13 protein-coding genes are annotated in these 22,161 nt (G+C 67.8%); 8 read left to right on the top strand and 5 right to left on the bottom strand.

The genetic code is table 11. From position 1 onward, the window contains the following. Positions 1–120: 120 nt before the first annotated feature. On the top strand, positions 121–489 hold the full coding sequence (locus ACGF7Y_RS34825; RefSeq protein ID WP_393241683.1) for a MerR family transcriptional regulator: 369 nt from the start codon (positions 121–123) through the stop codon (positions 487–489). Positions 490–571: 82 nt separating this feature from the next. Here the strand turns inward: ACGF7Y_RS34825 and ACGF7Y_RS34820 are convergent, their stop codons facing one another. Continuing rightward, positions 572–1,681 carry an FAD-dependent oxidoreductase gene (locus ACGF7Y_RS34820; protein WP_393241680.1) on the bottom strand — a complete coding sequence of 370 codons (1,110 nt, stop codon included), beginning with the start codon at positions 1,679–1,681 and terminating at the stop codon, positions 572–574. 66 nt (positions 1,682–1,747) lie between these two features. Here ACGF7Y_RS34820 and ACGF7Y_RS34815 point away from each other — a divergent pair, with 66 nt between their 5' ends. Then, positions 1,748–2,428 carry a TetR/AcrR family transcriptional regulator gene (locus tag ACGF7Y_RS34815; protein WP_393241677.1) on the top strand — a complete coding sequence of 227 codons (681 nt, stop codon included), beginning with the start codon at positions 1,748–1,750 and terminating at the stop codon, positions 2,426–2,428. 79 nt (positions 2,429–2,507) lie between these two features. On the opposite strand, the gene ACGF7Y_RS34810 is transcribed toward ACGF7Y_RS34815, so the two are convergent. Then, entirely contained in the window at positions 2,508–3,059 is a 552-nt protein-coding gene (locus tag ACGF7Y_RS34810; protein ID WP_393241675.1) for a dihydrofolate reductase family protein, read from the bottom strand. A 318-nt stretch (positions 3,060–3,377) separates the two neighbouring features. Here ACGF7Y_RS34810 and ACGF7Y_RS34805 point away from each other — a divergent pair, with 318 nt between their 5' ends. From ACGF7Y_RS34805 to ACGF7Y_RS34790, 4 genes are all read left to right on the top strand, one after another. Further along, on the top strand, positions 3,378–7,916 hold the full coding sequence (locus ACGF7Y_RS34805; RefSeq protein ID WP_393241673.1) for a HAMP domain-containing protein: 4,539 nt from the start codon (positions 3,378–3,380) through the stop codon (positions 7,914–7,916). Next, positions 7,916–10,294, top strand: coding sequence for a SpoIIE family protein phosphatase (locus tag ACGF7Y_RS34800; protein ID WP_393241670.1), 2,379 nt, complete (start codon positions 7,916–7,918; stop codon positions 10,292–10,294). The genes ACGF7Y_RS34805 and ACGF7Y_RS34800 overlap by 1 nt, the downstream gene beginning before the upstream one ends. 467 nt (positions 10,295–10,761) lie before the next feature. Further along, entirely contained in the window at positions 10,762–11,151 is a 390-nt protein-coding gene (locus ACGF7Y_RS34795) for a MerR family transcriptional regulator (RefSeq protein ID WP_393241668.1), read from the top strand. A 115-nt stretch (positions 11,152–11,266) separates the two neighbouring features. Continuing rightward, the gene (locus tag ACGF7Y_RS34790) at positions 11,267–12,109 is read left to right on the top strand and encodes a dienelactone hydrolase family protein (RefSeq protein ID WP_393241665.1); all 843 of its coding nucleotides are present in this window, start codon (positions 11,267–11,269) and stop codon (positions 12,107–12,109) included. A gap of 110 nt (positions 12,110–12,219) precedes the next feature. On the opposite strand, the gene ACGF7Y_RS34785 is transcribed toward ACGF7Y_RS34790, so the two are convergent. Both ACGF7Y_RS34785 and ACGF7Y_RS34780 read right to left on the bottom strand, forming a co-directional pair. Then, a complete protein-coding gene (locus ACGF7Y_RS34785) occupies positions 12,220–13,335 on the bottom strand; it encodes a hypothetical protein (protein WP_393241662.1) in 1,116 nt (371 codons plus the stop codon). Between the two features lie 379 nt (positions 13,336–13,714). Then, complete coding sequence (locus ACGF7Y_RS34780; protein ID WP_393241659.1) at positions 13,715–14,092, bottom strand: hypothetical protein; 378 nt, start codon at positions 14,090–14,092, stop codon at positions 13,715–13,717. 358 nt (positions 14,093–14,450) lie between these two features. Between ACGF7Y_RS34780 and ACGF7Y_RS34775 the strand changes: the two genes are divergently transcribed. Further along, complete coding sequence (locus tag ACGF7Y_RS34775; RefSeq protein WP_393241656.1) at positions 14,451–15,623, top strand: type III polyketide synthase; 1,173 nt, start codon at positions 14,451–14,453, stop codon at positions 15,621–15,623. Between the two features lie 325 nt (positions 15,624–15,948). Here ACGF7Y_RS34775 and ACGF7Y_RS34770 read toward each other — a convergent pair whose 3' ends face one another. Then, a complete protein-coding gene (locus ACGF7Y_RS34770; RefSeq protein WP_393241654.1) occupies positions 15,949–16,254 on the bottom strand; it encodes a hypothetical protein in 306 nt (101 codons plus the stop codon). 367 nt (positions 16,255–16,621) lie between these two features. Here ACGF7Y_RS34770 and ACGF7Y_RS34765 point away from each other — a divergent pair, with 367 nt between their 5' ends. Beyond that, a complete protein-coding gene (locus tag ACGF7Y_RS34765; protein WP_393241651.1) occupies positions 16,622–22,087 on the top strand; it encodes a carboxyl transferase domain-containing protein in 5,466 nt (1,821 codons plus the stop codon). Positions 22,088–22,161: the final 74 nt, after the last annotated feature.

The raw sequence follows: 22,161 nt of genomic DNA, 5'->3' as shown, positions 1-22,161 counted from the left end.
CGCACTGCCCGACGTCGGCCCTACCGCCGACCGACGGAATTGACGTGAAAACCCCCTCGATATCCTGGGCCCCGGCGCGCGACGCGCCGGGGCCTGTCGTCGTATGAATCCAGAGGTGTTGTGCAGCAACCGAACACAGACCCCACCGACCCCATCGACGCTTCCGGTGCCGCTGAGAGGCTCGATGACGAGGACTACCCCGCCTACAGCATGGGCAGAGCCGCGGAAATCCTCGGCGTCACCCCGGCCTTCCTGCGCGGCCTCGACGCCGCCGAACTGCTGACTCCGCAGCGCTCCGAAGGCGGGCACCGCCGCTACTCCCGCTACCAGCTGCGGATCGCCGCCCGCGCCCGCGCGCTGGTCGATCAGGGCACACCGCTGGAGGCGGCGTGCCGGATCATCGTCCTGGAAGACCAGCTCGCCGAAGCCCTCGAACTCAACGCCGAGCTCTCCCGGCAAGACCCACCCGCACCGGACGCCGACCGCTGAACTGCACCAGCCGCCACACGGGAGCCGAGTTCGCGCTGCCACCCCGTGGTAGCCGACTTCACGAGCCGTATTCGGTGACAGCTCAGCCAGGTTGGAAGAACGCGAGCATCTTCTGTGCGGCATCCGGCGACATCAGCAAATCTTGCAAGTCCGCGGACATCCGGGCAGCAGCGCTGGTGCGTTCGAACATCTCGCGTTCGTACTCCTCGACCGCGGCGGGAACGTCGTCCGGGTGCGCGGCAAGCGCGAGACCGAGCAGGGCGCCGTCGAGCAACGCCATGTTGGCGCCCTCTCCCACCGGCGGCATCAGGTGCGCGGCATCGCCGACCAGCGTGACATCCGGCTTCGACGGCCAGGTCAGGCCGACCGGGAGAGTGGTGATCGACCGCGGCGCGATCGTGTCGTCGCAGGCGGCGATCAGGGCGATGAACCGTGCATCCCAGCCGGAGAGCAGGTCGATCAGCCGCGCCCGCGCGGCGGCCGGGTCGTCGAACGGGATCCCGCTGGTCGCGAACCAGTCCTCGGCGGTGTTATAGAAGCTGAGGCCGATTCGGACGCGGCCGTCGCCGTTGCGCTGTGCCGCCAGGGACAGTCCGTTGCCGAGCACCCAGTAGTTGCCGCGCCCGACCATCGCCGCGAGGTCGGGGTGCGTCCGGTCGATGTCGGGAATGCCGAGTTCGACGACGTTCTGGCCGATATGCGCCGGGCGGGCATCGGTGAGCAGCGCGCGGACGCGGGAGTTCGCGCCGTCGGCGCCGACCAGCAAGTCATACGTCGTACTGCTGCCGTCGGCGAAGTGCAGCAGGCCCTGATCGGCGGCCTCGAATGCGCGCCCCCAGCGCACCATGTCTCCGGGAAGGGAATCCAGCAGCAGATTGCGCAGATCGGCACGGTCGACCTCGGGTCGATCGAGCGGGGCGTCGTCTGGCGTGTCCTCTTGGAGCAGCAGCGTGCCATCCGGCTCGAGAAGACGCATGTCCTGGCCTTCACCACGGGCAATCGCGTGGAACTGGTCGATCAGACCGGCCTCACGCAGCGCCCGCTGGCCCGAGTGGATGTCGAGCATGCCGCCCTGACCGCGAGCGCCGCGTGAGGGTTCACGTTCATACACGACGGCGTCGATGCCGTTCACGTGCAGCACCCGGGCGAGGGCCAATCCGCCCAGTCCGGCTCCGATGATGATTACGGTCACGGCCGCCTCCAATTCACTGTATTGATCGATACACTGTATCGAAGAGGGCAATGTATTGTCAGCGGCATGTTGGTCTGGGAGAGGCCGGAGCCGCCGGATCGGCCGGTGCCCGCCCCACTGAGCCGGGAGCAGATCATACGAGCAGCGATCCGGCTCGCCGACGCGGACGGCTTGGCGGCGGTGTCGCTACGCAAGGTCGCCGCCGCACTGGAGGTGGGGCCGATGCGGCTGTATGGCTATATCGCCACCAAGGAGGAGTTGCTCGACCTGATGGTCGATGCGGTCTACGCCGAGATCCGGCCGGCCGGAGACAGTTGGCGAGAGGTGCTCCGCTCCCTCGCCGAAACCACCCGTCAGGCCGTTCAACAGCATGAATGGCTCGCCGACCTGATCGGTGGGCGGCCCCAGCTCGGGCCGCACGCGCTGGCCAGAGGAGAGGCTGTGGTGGCCGCGATGACCGGAGTCGACGTGGATGCCGTCATGCCGATAGTCGCCGCGGTCAATGCATACGTGATCGGCGCGGTGCGCCGGGAGATCACCGAGCGGCGCGCTGAGCGGGCCAGCGGAATGGACAAGCAGCAGTGGCAGGCCGCCTTCGGGCCTTATCTGGAGCGGACCTTCGCCACCGGCCGCTTCCCCGCCCTCGCCACGGTGATACGCGATGGCGCCCACCTGGACGCCGACCAAACCTTCCGCATCGGCCTCGAGTTCGTCCTCGACGGCATCCAAGCCCGCATCTCGAGCTGACGCGCGCGAGAAACCGGACGAGCGCCTCGCGACGTGTTCTCCGTTCTTGCCGTATCGGCCTGCTGCGGTCGAACGGACCTCAGTCGGCGAGATAGCGCAGCATCACCACGGTGTCGAAGTGCCTCGTCTCGGCCAATCGGAGCCGGATGCGCTCGTCCAGCGCGGGGAACATCGGTGTGCCACCGCCGAGCGCCACGGGCGAGAGGAACAGCTGGTACTCGTCGATGAGCCCGTGTGGCATCAGCGAGGCCGCCAGGCTCGCGCCGCCGACCTCCATGACGCCGTCGCCTGCGGCCTTGAGCCTGCGGACCTCCTCGACCGCGTTCTCACTCACCAGCGTGCTGTTCCAGTGGACCTCGGTGAGCGTCCGGGAGAAGACGACCTTCGGCTTCTCCGTCCAGAGCCCGCTGAACTCACGCTCGATGCGCGGCGCGTCCTCGGGCACGTGCGGCCAGTACTCGGCCATCAACTCATATAGGCGACGGCCGTGCAGCGAGACCTCGATGTCGCGGTAGCGGTCGTTGTGGAACTGGTGCAGCTCCTCGTCCGGGTTGGTCCAGTCGATGCTGCCGTCGCGATCGTTGATGTAGCCGTCCAGGGACACGGTGAACCCGTAGATCAATCTCCTCATGACCGAATAGACCTCCTACGCGCTCGAAACTCATCGGCGCTCATTCAGGGGTCCGCAGTACGAGCAGCGCCATCGGCTCTGTCACGTCCATGGCCTCTGAGGGCATCATCGTCGGGCCGACCGGGCCGCTCACGTGAAGGCCGCCGAAGCCGGATGATGTCGCGACTCGTATTCGAGGAACGTAGTGTTACCGGCGGGAACCGTCGGCGCAGCACCATGGGTCGGTGTCTCGTCGTCCACGGGTATCGGCGAGCTGGGTTCCCACTCGGACCGGCTGGATTTCCAGTTTCGAACCGGTGCACCAGAGCGAGGATGGCAATGACGGATACAGCGGCGGCAGCCGTCCACACTGTGCCGAAGCAGGACGCTGCGACCCCGGACCAAGGCGAGCTGCATCAACTGCTCGCCGGATTGACCGCGGTGCGCGACGGCGATTTCCGGACCCGGCTGCCCACGGACGCCGACGGGCTGCTGGGTGAGATCGCGACGGTGTTCAACGGCATGGTGGACCAGCTGTCACTGTTCACCTCCGAGGTCACCCGCGTCGCGCGCGAGGTCGGCACGGACGGGCGACTGGGCGGTCAAGCCGAGGTGCCCGGCGTGTCCGGGACCTGGAAGGACCTGACCGATTCGGTGAACGCGATGGCAGGCAACCTGACCAGCCAGGTGCGTGACATCGCTCAGGTCGCGACAGCCGTGGCGCGCGGAGACCTGTCGCAGAAGATCGACGTGGACGCGCGCGGGGAGATCCTCGAGCTGAAGAACACGGTCAACACGATGGTCGACCAGCTGTCCGCCTTCGCCGACGAGGTGACGCGGGTAGCGCGCGAGGTGGGCTCGGAGGGCCGGCTGGGCGGACAGGCCGAGGTGCCCGGCGTCGGCGGCGTATGGCGCGACCTCACCGCCTCGGTGAACTTCATGGCAGGCAACCTGACAGACCAGGTCCGCAACATCGCCCAGGTGACGACCGCGGTGGCGCGCGGCGATCTGAGCCAGAAGATCACCGTCAGCGCGCGCGGCGAGATTCTGGAGTTGAAGAACACCATCAACACGATGGTCGATCAGCTGTCCTCGTTCGCCGACGAAGTCACCCGCGTGTCGCGCGAGGTGGGCACCGAAGGCATCCTCGGTGGTCAAGCGGACGTCAAGGGCGTCTCGGGCACGTGGCGCGACCTCACCGACTCGGTCAATTTCATGGCGGGCAACCTGACCGCACAGGTGCGGTCGATCGCCCAGGTCGCCACCGCCGTCGCGCGCGGCGACCTGACCCAGAACATCACGGTGGACGCGCGCGGCGAGATCCTCGAGTTGAAGAACACCATCAACACGATGGTCGACCAGCTCTCCGCGTTCGCCGACGAGGTCACCCGCGTCGCGCGCGAAGTGGGCACCGAGGGCCGGTTGGGCGGCCAGGCCGACGTCAAGGGCGTCTCGGGCACGTGGAAGGACCTCACCGAGTCGGTCAACGTGATGGCCGACAATCTGACGGCACAGGTGCGCTCGATCGCCGAGGTGACCACGGCGGTCGCGCGCGGCGATCTGACCCAGAAGATCCGGGTCGATGCGCGCGGGGAGATCCTGGAACTCAAGGAGACCATCAACACGATGGTCGACCAGCTCTCCGCCTTCGCCGACGAGGTCACCCGCGTCGCCCGGGAGGTCGGCACCGAGGGCAACCTCGGCGGCCAGGCCACCGTGCGTGGCGTGTCGGGTACCTGGAAGGACCTCACCGACAACGTCAATGTGATGGCCTCGAACCTGACCGGTCAGGTGCGCTCGATCGCCCAGGTCGCCACGGCGGTGGCCCGTGGTGACCTGAGCCAGAAGATCACCGTGGAGGCGAAGGGCGAGGTCGCGGCGCTGGCCGGCGTGATCAACACGATGGTCGATACGTTGTCCGCGTTCGCCGACGAGGTTACCCGCGTCGCGCGCGAGGTCGGCACCGAAGGCATGCTCGGCGGCCAGGCCCGCGTGCCGAACGTGGCGGGAACGTGGAAAGACCTCACCGACAACGTCAACTCCATGGCGAACAACCTGACCAACCAGGTGCGCAACATCGCCCAGGTCACCACCGCGGTCGCGCAGGGCGACCTGACCCGCAAGATCGACGTGGACGCGCGCGGCGAGATTCTCGCGCTGAAGACCACGATCAACACGATGGTCGATCAGCTTTCCGCGTTCGCGGCCGAGGTCACCCGCGTGGCCCGTGAGGTGGGGTCGGAGGGCCGGCTGGGCGGGCAGGCCGAGGTGGAGGGCGTCTCGGGGACCTGGAAGCGGCTGACCGAGAACGTCAACGAGCTGGCCGGCAACCTCACCCGTCAGGTCCGCGCGATCGCCGCGGTCACCAGCGCCGTCGCCGAAGGCGACCTGACTCGCTCTATCACCGTCGAGGCGTCCGGCGAGGTCGCGGAACTGAAAGACAACATCAACTCGATGGTGGAGTCGCTGCGCGAGACCACCAAGGCCAACCAGGATCAGGACTGGTTGAAAACCAACCTCGCTCGCATCTCCGGACTCATGCAGGGTCAGCGCGACCTGCACGTGGTGGCCGAGCTGATCATGGCGGAGCTGGCACCGTTGGTCTCCGCGCAGTTCGGTGCGTTCTATCTGGCCGACGACACGGCCGAGCGGCCGGAACTGAGGCTGATCGGCTCCTATGGCAGCCCGGAGGAGCCGGGCAGCCGGTCGCGGTTCACCTTCGGTCAGTCACTGGTCGGGCAGGCGGCGCGCAGCCGCAGCACGATCGCCGTGGACAACGTGCCCGGCGACTACCTCACCATCTCCTCCGGGCTGGGACAGACCGCGCCGGTCAACCTCCTCGTGCTGCCGATCGTGGTCGAGGACCAGGTGCTCGGGGTGATCGAGCTGGGCTCGCTGCACCGCTTCACCCGCATTCACCAGGATTTCCTCGACCAGTTGATGGAGACGGTTGGCGTCAATGTCAACACCATCATCGCCAACGCCCGCACCGACGAGCTGCTGGTCGAATCGCAACGCCTAACCACCGAACTGCAAGCTCGTTCGGAGGAGTTGCAGGTGCAACAGGAGGAGCTGCAGCGGTCCAACGCCGAGTTGGAGGAGAAGGCGGCGCTGCTGGCGACCCAGAATCGCGACATCGAGGCCAAGAACCTCGAGATCGAACAGGCGCGCCAAGAGCTGGAGACCCGCGCCCAGCAGCTCGCGCTCGCCTCGAAGTACAAGTCGGAGTTCCTGGCCAACATGAGCCACGAGTTGCGCACGCCGCTGAACAGCTTGCTCATCCTCGCGCAGCTGCTGGCCCAGAACCCGACCCGCAATCTGACGCCCAAGCAGGTCGAATACGCGGGCATCATCCACTCGGCCGGCTCGGACCTGCTTCAGCTCATCAACGACATCCTCGACCTGTCCAAGGTCGAGGCGGGCAAGATGGACGTCACACCCGAAGCCGTACCGTTGCGCAAGCTGCTGGACTACGTGGAGGCCACCTTCCGGCCGATGACCACCCAGAAAAGCCTGGGCTTCCATGTCACCACCGCACCCGGTCTGCCCGCGGATCTGCTCACCGACGACTCGCGGTTGCGGCAGGTGTTGAGCAACCTGCTGTCCAACGCGGTGAAGTTCACCGAGAGCGGGTCCGTGGAGCTGAGGATCGAGCCGGCGGGGTCGGGTGATCTGCCCGTCGCCGCGCGGCGGCACGGTCCGGCCGTCGCCTTCCGGGTGATCGACACCGGCATCGGCATCACCGAAAATCAGCTGGAAACCATTTTCGGCGCGTTCCAGCAGGCCGACGGCACCACCAGCCGCAAGTACGGTGGCACCGGCCTCGGCCTGTCGATCAGCCGTGAGATCGCCTACCTGCTCGGCGGCGCGATCACCGCCGAGAGCACTCCCGGTAAAGGCAGCACGTTCACTCTGTATCTGCCTGTCGCCCGGCCGGACTTTCAGGAGGCGTCACCCCTGGAGCGGGAGGATACGCAGCAGGCCGGCAGCCACCCCGAACACATTGCCGCACCTGTCGCGCCGCAGCAGCACCGCAGACTGCTGGTCGTGGAGGAACGCCCGCAGGGATTGTTGTCCCTGGTCGCGCAGAGCGCGGTGGCCGACCTTGCCGACAGCAACGATCCACGCGGCCCGGTCCAGGTCGTCACCGCCATCGGTGTACAAGATGCGGCGTCGGCGATGGCCGCCGAGGTGTTCCACTGCGTGGTGCTCGAGCTGGACATGCCCGATAGCGCCGCGCTGCGGCTGCTGGAGACTATGGACGGGGACCCGGCGATGAGCAACGTCCCGGTGCTCGCGCACAACAACCGTCGACTCGACTCCGAGCAGGAGCGCCTACTGCAGGAGCGCACCGCGCGCCGGCCGTTGGAGTTGCTGTCCAGTCTGGACGAACTGCGGGAGCGGATCGCTCTGCACGTCACCGCCGAGGCGCCCGGCGACGTGCTGCCCCTCGTCCGTGGCGAGGAGTCGCCGATCGCCGCGCCGCAGCGGCCGGACGGTAAGCTCGCCGGTCGCACGGTGCTGATCGTCGACGACGACGCCCGTAATCTGTTCGCGCTCAGCAGCATTCTCGAGCTGCACGGCGTCACCGTGCTGCACGCCGAGAACGGACGCGAGGGTATCGACATGCTCCTCGCGCACTCGGAGACGGATCTGGTCCTGATGGACGTGATGATGCCCGAGATGGACGGCTACGCCGCGACGGCGAAGATCCGTCAGATGCCGCAGTATCGAGACCTGCCGATCATCGCCGTGACGGCCAAGGCCATGCTGGGCGACCGGGAGAAGAGCCTCGCCTCCGGCGCCAACGACTACGTCACGAAGCCGGTCGACGCCGACGCCTTGCTCGCGTGCATCCACCAATGGCTGGGCGCCTGATGACCGACTCGGACGCCACCGGCGCCACAACCGCAATGACACCGAACGCGGACTCGGCCGCGGAGCCCACCGTCACCCGCCTCGCGGCCACCGTGGAGCGGTTGCGTACGGAGATTCAGCGCGCTCAGGCCACCGCCGACGGTCGAGCGCTGATCGAGATGGCGAAGGGCGTGCTGGTCGAGCGGCTACGGTGTGGGCCCGCCGCGGCGGCGCGGCAGCTCGACGCCCTGGCCGAGCAAGCGGGTGTCACCTCGTTGGAAGTGGCCGTCGATCTGGTCAACCAAGCCGCGCAAGACAAAGTCACCGCGGTGGTGGACGAGTTCCTGCTGCGTACCGCGACAGCGGAGAAGTCATCGGCGGCGGTGCGATTGCGTACCGCGGAGAGCGGGTTGCTCGCGGCGGGCGACACCCAACGCGTCGCGCAATCGGTGCTCGAACACGCGGTGGCCCCGCTGGGTGCCACGGCAGTGGCTATCTGGTCGGCGGGCCTCGACGCATCGCTGTCCCTGGCCGGTTTCGCCGGCATCGACCTACCAGAGGCCGAGCGGTGGCGGTACGTGCCACCCGGGGTGGTGACCCCGGCGCGGCTGGCGCTGGTCGAACGCCGGGCGCAGTGGATCGAGGATCTTCGTGTGTCGGGGATTCCGTCGATCGGTGACCGCGACGGCGGCCGGGCAGCGATCCCCGCCGGCACCGGTGGCAAGTTGATCGGCGTGCTGGAGGTGTGCTGGCCGCAGCCCCTCGAACCGCAGCCACCTGGAGTACACCGGCAACTCGAGGCGCTGGCAGAGCTGTGCGCGCACACTCTGGAGTCGGACCTGTCCACCGCGGGCTCGCCGGTCCTGCCCGACGCCGCCGACCTCGTACTATTGGCCGACAGCCTGTTCGACCCGGCCCTGGTGCTGCTACCTCACCTCGACGACGACGGCGCGCTCGCCGACTTCCGTATCCACCACCTCAACAGGTGCTTCGTCGACCCGGCCGGCCGCCCACGCGGCCTGATCGATGGCACATTGCTGCTCGAGGTGTACCCGATGGCCGCGGGCGGGGGCCAGTTGTTCGAGCGGATCGAGCACGTCTTCGCTACCGGTGAGACCTACCGCGCCGAGCGGGTGATGTTGACCGAATTGGTCGGCCAGGTACCGCTGACCGTTCCGGCCGCGCTCAGCATCAGCCGTCACAGGGATGCCGTGCTCGTGGTGTGGCGCGTGGAGGACGAGACGGCGCGGCTGGCGGCGCTGCTGCAACACGCTCAGCGCCTAGGACGTGTCGGCGGGTTCGAGGAGAACGCAGCCACCGGCGAAATCACGTGGAGCAGCCAGCTGTACGCCCTCTACGGCCTGGAGCCTGCCGCCGACCCGATCCCGGTCGCGCAGCTGCCGAGTCACGTCCACGACGACGACTCGGAAGCGGTACGGGGATTCCTGCGAACCCTGCTGCGCTACCGTCGCTCGGCCTCCACGGCGTTCCGTCTGATCCGGCCCAACGGCGACGCCCGTCATATTCGGATCATCGCCGAACCGGTGGTCGACACGGCGGGACACCTGCTCGCCATCCGTGGCGCCTACCAGGACATCTCCGCCCAGCACTGGACCGAGGTCGCGCTGTCGGCCACCCAAGACCGCCTCGCGCACACCGAACAGCAGGCCGCCGAACAGAGCAGGCTTGCGCTGCAACTCCAGCACGCGATCATGCCCGCCGCGCAGCCGTCCATCGAGGCGTTCGGTCTGCGCATCGCGGTGCGCTACCAGCCCGCCGACCAGGACTATGTGGTGGGCGGCGACTGGTACGACGCGGTGACGCTGCCGTCCAAGCAGATCCTGGTGTCGGTCGGCGACATCACCGGCCACGGCATCAAGGCGGCCACCGGCATGGTCGTACTGCGCAACGCCCTGCGCGGCCTCGCGGCCACCGGCGCCAAGCCGGGGCAGATGCTGACCTGGCTGAACCTGGTGGCACATCACCTGACCGACGACATCTACGCCACCGCCATCTGCGGCCTCTACGACCCTCAGACTCGGATACTGCGATGGGCTCGTGCGGGCCACCTGCCGCCGGTGCTGGTGCGCGCCGGCCGGGCGTCCGCCCTGCCTCCCCCTGACGGGATGCTGCTCGGCGCTGTGGCGGAGACGACGTACGAGGAAGCCGAACTCCAACTGGAGCCGGACGACATCTTCCTGCTCTACACCGATGGGTTGATCGAGCGCCGCGACCGGCTCTTGGACGACTGTGTGGAGCGGTTGCTCGCCATGTCTGCCCAGTTCACCGGAAGCCTGGAGGACCGGCTGGACCATCTGCTCGATCACAGCGACGCCAACACCGACGACGACACCTGCGTGTTGGGCATTCAAGTGGGACCGGGCGACGGCATCGGGTGAGCGGCCGGTCAGCCGCGGCGGGTGTACGACACTCCCGGAAAATCTACCGTGGCGACAGTAGACATTCACCGTAGGTGCGGGTAACTTCTGTGGGGCGAACGAAGAAGTAAGTCTCGAGTGGCACGGGAGATGACGAACTGCCCGTGAAGGTGAAGACGGCGGGCGCGGCTGCGGGACTGTGACATTCGGCGGTCCCGCCGCCCGCCGGGCATGCAAGGTGAAGTGCACGAAGAAAATGAAGTACCCGTGAACAGAAAGGAGGAGTTGCCTACCGTCGCGTCGCCCACCGGCGTGTGTAGCTCGGGCGGCGACCGAAGCTCGGATACTTGTCGGAAGATGGTCAGTAATTCCCCTTAGTGCCCCGGTGCCATCAGGCACCGGGGCACTCGTCGCATGGAGGCACCACGATTTCTGAACCCACGACCTCGAACGAGAAGTTCGACGACGAGGACTACCCCGCCTACACGATGGGCCGGGCCGCGGACCTGCTCGGCACCACCCAGGCGTTCCTGCGCAGCCTGGACGAGGCGAAACTGATCACCCCGCAGCGCTCCGCCGGTGGGCACCGCCGCTACTCCCGCTATCAGCTGCGCATCGCCGCGCGCGCCCGCGAACTCGTCGATCAGGGCACACCGCTCGAGGCGGCCTGCCGGATCATCATCCTCGAAGACCAGCTCACCGAAGCCCTGGAACGAAACGCGGCATTGAACCAGGACCGCGACGAACGCTTCGAACCGGAGACTGCACGATCAACAGCAGGCGTAAGCCTCGGGGCCGCTAGCCCATCGCCACTATCGAATGCCACGACAGTGGATATCGGCTCAGCACCGGCACACTCCCGCTCCCGCTGTCGATGACGAACTGCTCACGCTGATGCCCCGGTCGACGCGGAGCGTCGCGGGAACATTCGTCCTATAACCGGCGACGTCGGCCGGTCGATAGTGATGGTCCACTTTCGAGGAGGACCCCACCATGGCCGATGACACTCTCGACGACTTCCAGCGCGATGCCTTCACCTACGAAGGCAAGACCCGCACCCTGTTCCGCAAGGGCTCCGGACCCGCCGTGATCGTCATGGCGGAATTTCCCGGCATCTCGCCGCACGTCTTCGACTTCGCGCGGCGAGTCGCGGCCATCGGGTGCACGGCGGTCGTTCCGCACCTGTACGGCAATCCCGGCCGAGATCCGAGTCCCGCGGCGCACGGACTCGCCTCGGCGCTGGCGAACGTCGCCGGACAGTTCGGCCCGATCTGCGTCAGCCGAGAGTTCGTTGTGCTCGCGACCGGACGTACCTCGCCGGTCGTGCAGTGGCTGCGAGCGCTGGCCGAGCACGAGCACCACCGCTGCGGCGGACCGGGCGTCGGCTCGGTCGGAATGTGCTTCACCGGCGGATTCGCACTGGCGATGGCGGTCGACGACCGATTGCTCGCACCTGTACTGTCCCAGCCCGGACTGCCCCTCGGACTCACCTCCCGGCAGAAGTACTCCATCGACCTGTCCCCCGCCGACCTGGCCCGCGTCAAAGAACGCTGCGCGGAGGGATTGCCGGTCATGGGGCTGCGATTCCGCGGCGATCGTCGTTCGCCCGCCGAACGATTCGAATTCCTGCGCGATCAACTCGGCGACGCGTTCACAGCTATCGAACTCGATGACGCAGACGCCAATCCCGATGCCGTGCTGAGCCCGCATTCGGTCCTGACCGAACATCTCATCGATGAACCCGGCCAGCCCACCCAAGCTGCGCTGCACCAGGTTCTGGACTTTCTCGGAGGGCGACTCCTGGCCGATCACCGACCGATCGGCCGGAATCCGTAGCGACGACGCACTGCGCATGGTGCAGTCCGACTCCGATCGAGGTTCGCCGAGAACATGGCAGCTGTTCACCGTTCCCGACGGTATGTATTCGGCGGGGTCCGCTCGGCGGGTCAGCCTACCGCCACCTCGGCGGCGTCAGCGGTCGCCACGGTCGCGGCAGCGGCCAGCTCGGCGTCCTCGACGGTGCATCGGCCGAGACCGCATGCCGTCGCCACGCCGTATGCGGTCCGGCCTGCGGCTGCTTCGAACATGGCCAGGCTACGAATACTGTCTTGCGCTCCCTCCGGCGACACGACCCCTGCGATGACGCGCCAGTCCTTGTCCAGCCGGCGCAGCGGCCGGTAGAACGCCGGGTCCACCGGGGCCGGATGAGCACCGTAGGCGCAGGGGATGTGCGCGGGCGGCAACGGCACCGCGCGAGCGCGCAACTCGCGTGCGAGGGCGTTCAAGAGTTCGACCGCAGGCGCGAGATCACGCGGGGCGAGAAGCTCTTTGTGCCGGTAGTCGCCATAGCAGAGGTGCACGATGGTCTGTGCGCCGATATCGTGCGTCCGCGCGAGGAAGCCTGCCAACTGTCGTGCGACCAGACGGCCGATCGGTACCCGCATACCGAACCGCGCCGCTTTCACCAGCGCGAGCTGAGCGATCGGCGACTCCACCTGCCAGGTGATCAGATCACCGTGATCCGCTGTGAGACGGGCCATTTCGGCCAGCGTGGCCTCGACGAAGACCGGCAGGTTGCGCAGCGCGGGAGTCACCGTGCGAAGGTGACGCAGCGCGCGCCCGAGCGGGAGGCCGTCGGCCACCGCAGCGCCGCCGAACACGAACAGCGCCAGGTCGAGCGGATTCGGTTGACTGATCTGCAATCTGGTGTCGGCCAGTTCGGGGTGCCTATCACGCAGTGCGCGGAAAGCGGTGACGGCCGCGGCGATGCGGTCGACCCGGTCCATCGCCACGTGCCGGGGTTCGAGGACGGCGCCCCGGCGAATGCCATAGACGCGCATGTCGGCGTAGTCGGCGAAGTCACCGCTGCGCACCACTTCGAAGACGTCGTCGTGTTTCTCCCGCGCGCGCAGGTACTCCACGACCCACGTGGGATCCAGATCCCGTGGAACGCCGGTAAGCCGGTGGCCTCGGCTGCGCTCGACGAACCACTCCAGCACCTCGCGGTCATCGGTCGTCAACGGTGCGGGCAAGCTGCCCACGAAGTGCACGAGTCGCGTCATCGCCTGTCCAACACGTAGTCCTCACAAACGGGCCAGCCGTCCGCTCCCGCTCGCGACCCCGATCCGTCGGTCATCGAGCAGCATAGGTGGATCGATAGCCAGAAGTTCGCCACTGCTGGGAATGCCGCGACAGCGAACTCCCGCGAGCCGCTACGGCACAACGCCTCTCGAACCCCTGCTCGGCTCTGACCCGATCGCCGGCCCCGAGGACCCACGCCGCCCTGATCCGGCTGCGCGACACGGGGGCCGTCGTGGAGCATCCGGGAGGCGCTCGAACAGTTCTGCTACCTCGACGACGGAGACCGCGGGTTGATCGCGGCGCGGCGCCGCGACTACAACCGGCTCGGGTCAGCCGTGCGGGTGGTGATCGTCTCGGCTGTCATCCGGCAGGGTACGAGTCGAGCCACCAGACGTCGTGTGTAGTCCAGAGTGAACCGTGCCCAGATACACGCAAGCAGACGTTGTCGTGAAAACTCACCATCAAGCTCCCGTCGTCATCGACGGTGACGTCGTGAACGGTCAGGTTGAGTACATCGGACAGGCGTAGCAACCTGAGTTTTTCGTCGTCCTCTTCCCCTGAGCCCAGGACAGCGGGGTCCGGTATCACGGTAAAACTGCTGTCGATGTAGAGGCGGACTTCCCGCGGAGATGCTCCGTCACGATTATCGGCGAATGTCACGTACGGCCACGCTTGCCGAATGCCGATTTCAACGACGAAGCGTTCGCGCAGGAGGGCGGGGGCATCGTCGCGATTCATGACTGATTCTCGGCGGCCGTGAGGTCGATGCACTCCACGGTCCGGGTCGGCTGAATCAGGAAGAGCATCCAGGTCCTATCTGTCGATGCAATGTGGTCGTACGACGAGAATCTACGGTCCGTCGCGAGTATCGAGTGGGCTCCCGGGTCAGCGACCCTCTCGCTCGTCGCACAAGGAAGTCTTCGGGTGGCCGCCGACCGCGGAACACCTACGGTGTGAGCCCGGCTCCGGCTTCGGTGTGGCCTTGGGCCGTCGGGGTGGGGATTCGCACCCCATGGGTGGGTAGTTGCCGCATATTTGCTCTCCGATGATTGGAGTGCACATCGCCCAAGCGTTCAAGTAAGGGAGAACGGGCTCTATGACATCTGCTCTCGACCAGGCACTTCTCACCCGCACCGCCGCGCAAGCGCGCGAGAACATCCCTATCTCGGCGCCACCGACGACGACCGTGCCCGTCATAGAAGCGATTGCGACCGGTTCGCCCAGCCTGGTCCTAGACCAATCCGTCGCGGCGGAGTGGATGGCTGGGCAGTTCACCGATCAGCAGCAGCAGGACCGGATCAGACGCATCTTTCGCAAGACCATGATCGACACCCGGCGATTCGCGGTCGACCCGCTGGATGCCCGAATCCACGCACCCCGTGGTGCAGCAGCGACGATCCAGGACCGCATGCGCCTGTTCTACCGCCATGCCGTTCCACTGGCGGTCGATGTGGCGCGGCGCGCGCTCGACCGTGTCGACCCGGCCGACGTCGGACTCCTCGTCTTCGCCACGAGCACCGGCGTTATCGCGCCCGGCGTCGACGTCGCGGTCGTCGAAGACCTCGGACTGCCTCGGTCGGTCGCTCGCCTGGTGGTCAACTTCATGGGCTGCGCGGCAGCGATGAACGGAATTCGCGCCGCCTCGGACTTCGTCCGGGCCAACCCGCACAAGAAGGCGATGGTCTTGTGCATCGAGCTCAACTCGGTGCATGCCGTCCCTGTCGAAGACGTCAACGACGCGGTGATCGGTAGCCTGTTCGGGGACGGCTGCGGCGCGGTCGTCATCGGGGCGAACCGAGGCGGCGAGCGGACCGAAGCCGGGACGATCGTCATCCGGGACCAATTCACTCATTTGTTCGAGGCCACCGCGGACGGCATCGCGGTCGCCGTCAACCACGACGGCATTACGTGCGAGCTGTCGGAGAACGTACCCCGGTACATCTACAACGGCGTTGCTCCCGTCGTCGGAGACGTTCTGCGCCGCAATGGATTGCGGCAGTCGGACATCGATGTGTGGGCAATCCACCCGGGCGGGCCGAAGATCTTGCTCGAGTCCGCGCGGTCGCTCGGCCTCCCACCGGAAGCCTCGTCGACGAGCTGGAAGGTTCTCGGTGAGTACGGAAACATGTCGAGCGTCTCGCTGATTTTCGTGCTCGAAAGGATCGCCGCTCAGACCGGGGCCGACAAGCCGATCTCGGCAGGCATCGCGTTCTCGTTCGCGCCGGGAGTGACGATCGAAGGATTCGTCTTCGACCTCGTTCGCCGGTGATCGTGCTGTCCGGCGGCCATCCATCGAAGGCACGAGGTGCTGTCCGGCACCCCGAGCCGGGCGGTGGCGGTGTCATCCGTCGAAACGGCGGCGCGGTCGAGCTTCTCATCCTGTTCGGTCTGCAAGGGGTGCGATCACACGTACGCGCCGACCCCGAACGGTGAACTCGACCACTTCTTTCGCCGGGTTACGACCACTCCGGGCGCACTCGACCATGCGCCGGATCGGCTCTCGGTAGTCAACGGGCCAGCCCCGCGAGCCGGGTAGCAAAAGCGAATGGGCCTTGCCGGAAGCGGCAAGGCCCATTGGCCGAGCAGTCGACCGGCTATTGCATCGGCGCGGGTCCGCATTCCTTGCCCATCACGTCGGGCAGGTGAGCCCATCCGGACGAGCAGCTCACGAGCTCGCCGCCGTTCACCCGGAACGGCTGCGTGATCTCTCCGCTCATCGGTGCACCGTCGGACGCCGTGCAGTCCAGAGCGGTCACCCTGCCCTCCCACACCGGCGAATGGGACGAACAGTTGTAGCTCCACATCTCCTGCGCGGAGACGGTGGGCGGACAGAACAACAGCGCCGCCGCCGCGGCGAAGAACGGGGGAAGACCCAGACGAACGAGGCGTGTGGCTTTCATGACGATCTCCTTGTCCTGGTTCCGTGCGATCTGAATCGGTAACCGTCCCGGACGGGCCGTCCGAGCGGTATCGAGCAGAAACTGCGTGGTTGCTCAGGAGAGAACGTGCACACTGCGGGAGGAACGCTACGCGGAGGTGGCCAGGCCGGGTGCGGAATGCCGATTGCTGTGATCATCCGGATATGACGGGATCAACCGGATATGACGGCCGCCCACCGGCGCCTCGAGCGGGCACTTCGAAACTCTACGTGCGGGTAACACCCGCACGCTGTGTAGATATCTGGGATAAAGGTGCACACTACGCGAGACCGGGGGTTGCACACCCCGCCCGACCGGGCCAACGCTTAGGAGAGGAAGGAACCGGCAAGTGTTCAGCCGCATTGCCATCGTGAACCGGGGTGAGGCCGCCATGCGCCTCATCCACGCCGTCCGAGATCTGGCTGCGGAGACCGCGCTGCCGATCGAAACCGTCGCCTTGCACACCGACGTCGACCGCCACGCGACGTTCGTGCGAGAAGCCGACATCGCCTACGACCTCGGCCCGGCGTCCGAGCGCCCGTACCTGGACCTGAAGGCGCTCGAGCGTGCGCTGGTGGAGACCGACGCCGACGCCGCCTGGGTCGGCTGGGGATTCGTCGCGGAGGATCCGGCGTTCGCGGAGCTGTGCGAACAGATCGGTGTCACCTTCATCGGCCCCAGCCCGGAGGCGATGCGCAAGCTCGGCGACAAGATCGGCGCGAAGCTGATCGCCGAGGAGGTCGGCGTGCCGGTCGCGCCCTGGAGCCGCGGTCCGGTCGAGACCGTGGACGCCGCCTTGGCGTCCGCCGCCGAGATCGGCTACCCGCTGATGTTGAAGGCGACCGCCGGCGGCGGCGGACGCGGCATCCGGGTGATCACCGATGAGGCCGAACTCGTCGACGCCTATGAGCGCACTCGCCAGGAGGCCGCTCGGGCGTTCGGCAGTGGTGTGGTCTTCCTGGAGCGGCTCGTCACCGGCGCCCGGCATGTCGAGGTCCAGGTGATCGCCGACGGCCAGGGAACCGCGTGGGCGCTGGGTGTCCGCGACTGCTCGGTACAGCGGCGCAACCAGAAGATCATCGAGGAGTCGGCGTCACCGGTGCTGAGCCCCGAGCAGGCAGCCGAACTCAAAGCCTCGGCCGAGCGGCTGGCGATCGCGGTCGGTTACCGCGGAGCGGCGACCGTCGAATTCCTCTACCACCCCGGTGACGATCTCTTCGCGTTCCTCGAGGTCAACACCCGCCTGCAGGTCGAGCATCCGATCACGGAATACACCACCGGTTTCGACCTCGTCCGGGCCCAGCTGCTGGTCGCCTCGGGAGGAAGGCTCGAGGGCGAACCCCCGGTCGAGCGCGGGCACGCCATCGAGGCCCGGCTCAACGCCGAAGACCCCGACCGCGACTTCGCCCCTGCCCCGGGCCGCATCGCGCGCCTGAACCTGCCTGCCGGTCCGGGTATCCGCGTCGACACCGGCGTCAGCGAGGGCGACACGATTCCCGCCGACTTCGACTCGATGATCGCCAAGATCATCGCCTACGGCCGCGACCGTGACGAAGCGCTGGGCAGGCTGCGCCGGGCGGTGGCGCAGACCCGGGTGGTCATCGAAGGCGGCGCGACGAACAAGAGCTTCGTGCTCGACCTGCTCAACCAGCCCGAGGTGATCGACGCCAGCGCCGACACCGGCTGGATCGACCGCGTCCGCGGCGAGGGTCGCCTCGTCTCGCATCGCCACTCGGCCGTCGCGCTCGCGGCCGCCGCCATCGAGGCCTACGAGGAGGAAGAGCGGGTTCAGCGGCACCGCTTGCTGTCCACCGCGTCCGGTGGACGTCCCCAGGTACAGCACGAGAGCGGTAGGCCGCTCGACCTGAAACTGCGCGGTGCGAGCTACCGCGTGCGCGTCGCGCGCATCGGTGCCCATCGGTTCCGCATCGGCATCGAAGCCTGCGGCGAAATCCGCACGGCCGACGTCGACCTCGAGCGCTTCGATCGGCACACCGGGCAGATCGTGGTGAACGGCGCCCGCTACCGCTTGACCATCGGCACACACGGGCCGATCCACCTGATCGACGTCGACGGTGTGACGCATCGGATCAGCCGCGACGAAGGCGGCGTCGTCCGCTCCCCCGCACCCGCCCTGGTCGTCGCCACGCCGCTGGAGGTCGGCGCCGAGGTCGAGGCGGGCGCGCCGGTGCTCGTGCTGGAGAGCATGAAGATGGAAACGGTGCTGCGCGCGCCGTTCCGCGCTCGCTTGAAGGAGTGCGGCGTCTCCGTCGGCACCCAGGTGGAGACCGGTGCGCCGTTGCTGCGGCTGGAGCCGATCGCCGAGGACGACGAGGCCGAGGCCCCCGCGGCGACCGAGTCCGTGGAACTGGACCTGCCCGGCGAGCCCGGGCAGGTCGCGCCGCACGAGCGCACCACCCGCGGTCAGCAGGACCTGCGCAGTCTGCTGCTCGGCTTCGACGTCGACCCGCACGACGACCGCCGGGTGCTCGACGAATACCTCACCGCACGCCGGGCTGCCATCGCGGACAACCGCAGGCCGCTGGCCGAGGAACTCGAGCTGGTGCAGGTCTTCGCCGACCTCGCCGAACTGACCCACAACCGGTCGTGGGACGAGGACGGCGGCCAAGGCCATGTCCACAGTGCCCGCGAATACTTCCACACCTATCTGCAGAGTCTCGACGTCGAGCGGGCCGGGTTGCCCGAGTCCTACCAGGCCAAGCTCGCCCTGGCGCTCGGGCACTACGGGATCACCGATCTGGAGCGCACCCCCGACCTGGAAGCCGCGGTCTTCCGGATCTTCCTCGCCCAGCAACGCCCGTCCGACACCGCCGCGGTCATCACCACACTGCTGCGCGAGTGGCTGCGGGAGCCGGTTCCGGACCGGGCGCTGCGCGAGCCCGTCGGTCTCGTGCTGGAGCGGCTCGTGGCCACGACCCAGGTGCGCTTCCCCGTGATCGCCGATCTCACCCGCGGCCTGGTGTTCGCCTGGTACGGCCAGCCCCTGCTGCGGCGTAATCGCGCCCGCGTGTACACCAACGTCCGCAGGCACCTGCGCCACCTGGACGCGCACCCGAATTCCCCCGATCGCGCCGAGCGCATCTCCGACATGGTGCGCAGCACCGAACCGCTGGTGCGACTGCTCGGCCAGCGATTGGAGCGCGGCTACCCCGACCACACCGTCATGCTGGAGGTGCTGACCCGCCGGTACTACGGCAACAAGGGACTCACCGGCGTGCACACCCACGAGGTGGGCGGCTGCACATTCGTGATCGCCGAGCGGGCGGGCTCGAGCCTGGTGTCCACCGCGGTGAGCTTCGACGCGCTCGACACCGCGCTGCGCGGGCTGACCGAACTGGCAGCGGGCGCCGCGTCCATCGACGCCGACATCTACCTCAGCTGGGAGAACCAGCCCGGCGACTTCGACGCGATGGCGGCGGCGTTGCACGAGGTCATCGGCACCCACCAGTGGCCGAGCCAGGTGCACCGCATCACCGCCACGGTCGCGGGCAGCGGCGGCGCGGTGATGCACCACCACTTCACCTTCCGCCCGTCCGCCACCGGCATGGCCGAGGAGCGGCTGATCCGCGGCCTGCATCCCTACATCGCGCAGCGGATGCAGCTGGAGCGGCTGCGCAAGTTCGACCTCACCAGGCTGCCGTCCTCGGACGACGACGAGATCTACCTGTTCCGGTGCGTCGCGAAGGAGAACCCGGCCGACGATCGTCTCATCGCGTTCGCGCAAGTGCGCGACCTGGCGGCGCTGCGCGAGCACGACGGCAGGCTGCTCGCGCTGCCCACGGCCGAGAGCACCATCGCCACCTGCGTCGACTCGATCCGCCGGGCGCAGTCGCAGCGCCCGTCGGCGAAACGCTTCAACACCAACCGCATCGTGATGTACATCTGGCCGCCGATCGACGTCACCCGGGCCGAACTCCAGACCATCGGCGGACACGTGCTGCCCACCGCCGCGGGCGCGGGGCTGGAGGAGATCCTGCTCATCGCGCGGCAGCGGGACCCGGGCACCGGCGAGCTGACCAAGATCGCCGTCCGCATCTCCTTCGGCGCCACCGGCAGCACCGAGGTGACCGTCGGCGAGCCCACCGACGAGCCGGTCGAACCGCTGGACGAGTATCGGCAGAAGGTGCTGCGGGCGAGCAGCCGCAATACCGTGTACCCCTACGAACTGACCGGTCTGCTCGGTGATTTCGCCGAGTACGACCTCGACGCGAACCACACGCTGGTACCGGTCGACCGGCCGAAGGGACGTAACACCGCGGCCATCGTCGCAGGCGTGGTCACCACGCCGACCGAGCGGCATCCGCAGGGCGTCACGCGGGTCGCGCTGCTCGGTGATCCGACGAAGTCGCTGGGCGCGCTGTCGGAGCCGGAGTGCCGCCGCGTGATCGCCGCGCTGGACCTCGCCGAACGGATGCAGGTGCCGTTGGAGTGGTACGCGCTGTCCTCCGGCGCGCGGATCTCGATGCGGTCCGGCACGGAGAACATGGACTGGGTGGCGGCGGCGCTCAAGCGCATCGTCGAGTTCACCCAGGACGGCGGCGAGATCAACATCGTGGTGGCGGGCATCAACGTCGGCGCGCAGCCGTACTGGAACGCCGAGGCGACGATGCTCATGCACACCAAGGGCATCCTGGTGATGACGCCGGACTCCGCGATGGTGCTCACCGGCAAGCAGGCGCTCGACTTCTCCGGCGGTGTGTCGGCAGAGGACAACTTCGGCATCGGCGGCTACGACCGGGTGATGGGCCCCAACGGGCAGGCGCAGTACTGGGCGCCGAACCTGACCGCCGCGCGGGATGTGCTGATGTCGCACTACGATCACACCTACGTCGCGCCCGGCGAGCAGGCGCCCCGGCGAGCGCAGACCAGTGACCCCATCGATCGCGATGTCTCCGACTTCCCGCACGTCGCGGCGGACAGCGACTTCACGACCGTCGGCGAGATCTTCTCCGCCGCGAAGAACCGGGACCGCAAGAAGCCGTTCGATATCCGGACCGTGATGCGGGCCCTGTCCGACCAGGACCACCCGGTGCTGGAGCGGTGGGCGGGCATGGCCGACGCCGAGACCGCGGTGGTGCAGGACGCGCATGTCGGTGGCATCCCGGTGTGCCTGCTCGGCATCGAGTCGCGGGGTGTGCCACGACGCGGCTTCCCGTCCACCGACGGCCCGGACACCTACACCGCGGGCACGCTGTTCCCACGGTCGTCGAAGAAGGCCGCGCGGGCGATCAACGCGGCCAGTGGCAACCGGCCGCTGGTCGTCCTGGCAAACCTGTCCGGCTTCGACGGCTCGCCCGAATCGATGCGGAAACTGCAGCTCGAGTACGGTGCCGAGATCGGGCGCGCGATCGTGAACTTCCGCGGCCCCATCGTGTTCTGCGTGATCTCCCGATATCACGGCGGCGCGTTCGTGGTGTTCTCGAAGGCGCTGAACCCGAACATGACCGTGCTCGCGCTGGAGGGCTCGTTCGCCTCGGTGCTCGGTGGCGCTCCGGCCGCCGCGGTGGTGTTCGCCGGCGAGGTCGACACCCGCACCGCGGCCGATCCGCGGGTGCGGGAACTGGAAGCGCGTGCCGCGAACGCATCCGGCACCGAGCGCGCGTCCTTGACCGCGGAACTCGACGAGATCCGGTCGTCGGTCCGGACCGAGAAGCTCGCCGATGTGGCCGCGGAATTCGACCGCGTGCACGATATCCGGCGCGCTGTCGAGGTCGGTTCGGTCGACGCCGTCATCCGCGCCTCCGAACTGCGCCCGCGCATCATCGAGGCCATCGAGGCGCGCTTGGCCGGGTGATCCGATCGCCGTGGCCGTACGTCCGGCGAGTCCTCACCTCGAGCGGTGGCGACTTGCCGGACGTACGGCCATTT

Source organism: Nocardia sp. NPDC047654, from assembly GCF_043205035.1.
Classification (GTDB): domain Bacteria; phylum Actinomycetota; class Actinomycetes; order Mycobacteriales; family Mycobacteriaceae; genus Nocardia.
This window is presented reverse-complemented; position numbering and strand designations above follow the sequence as displayed.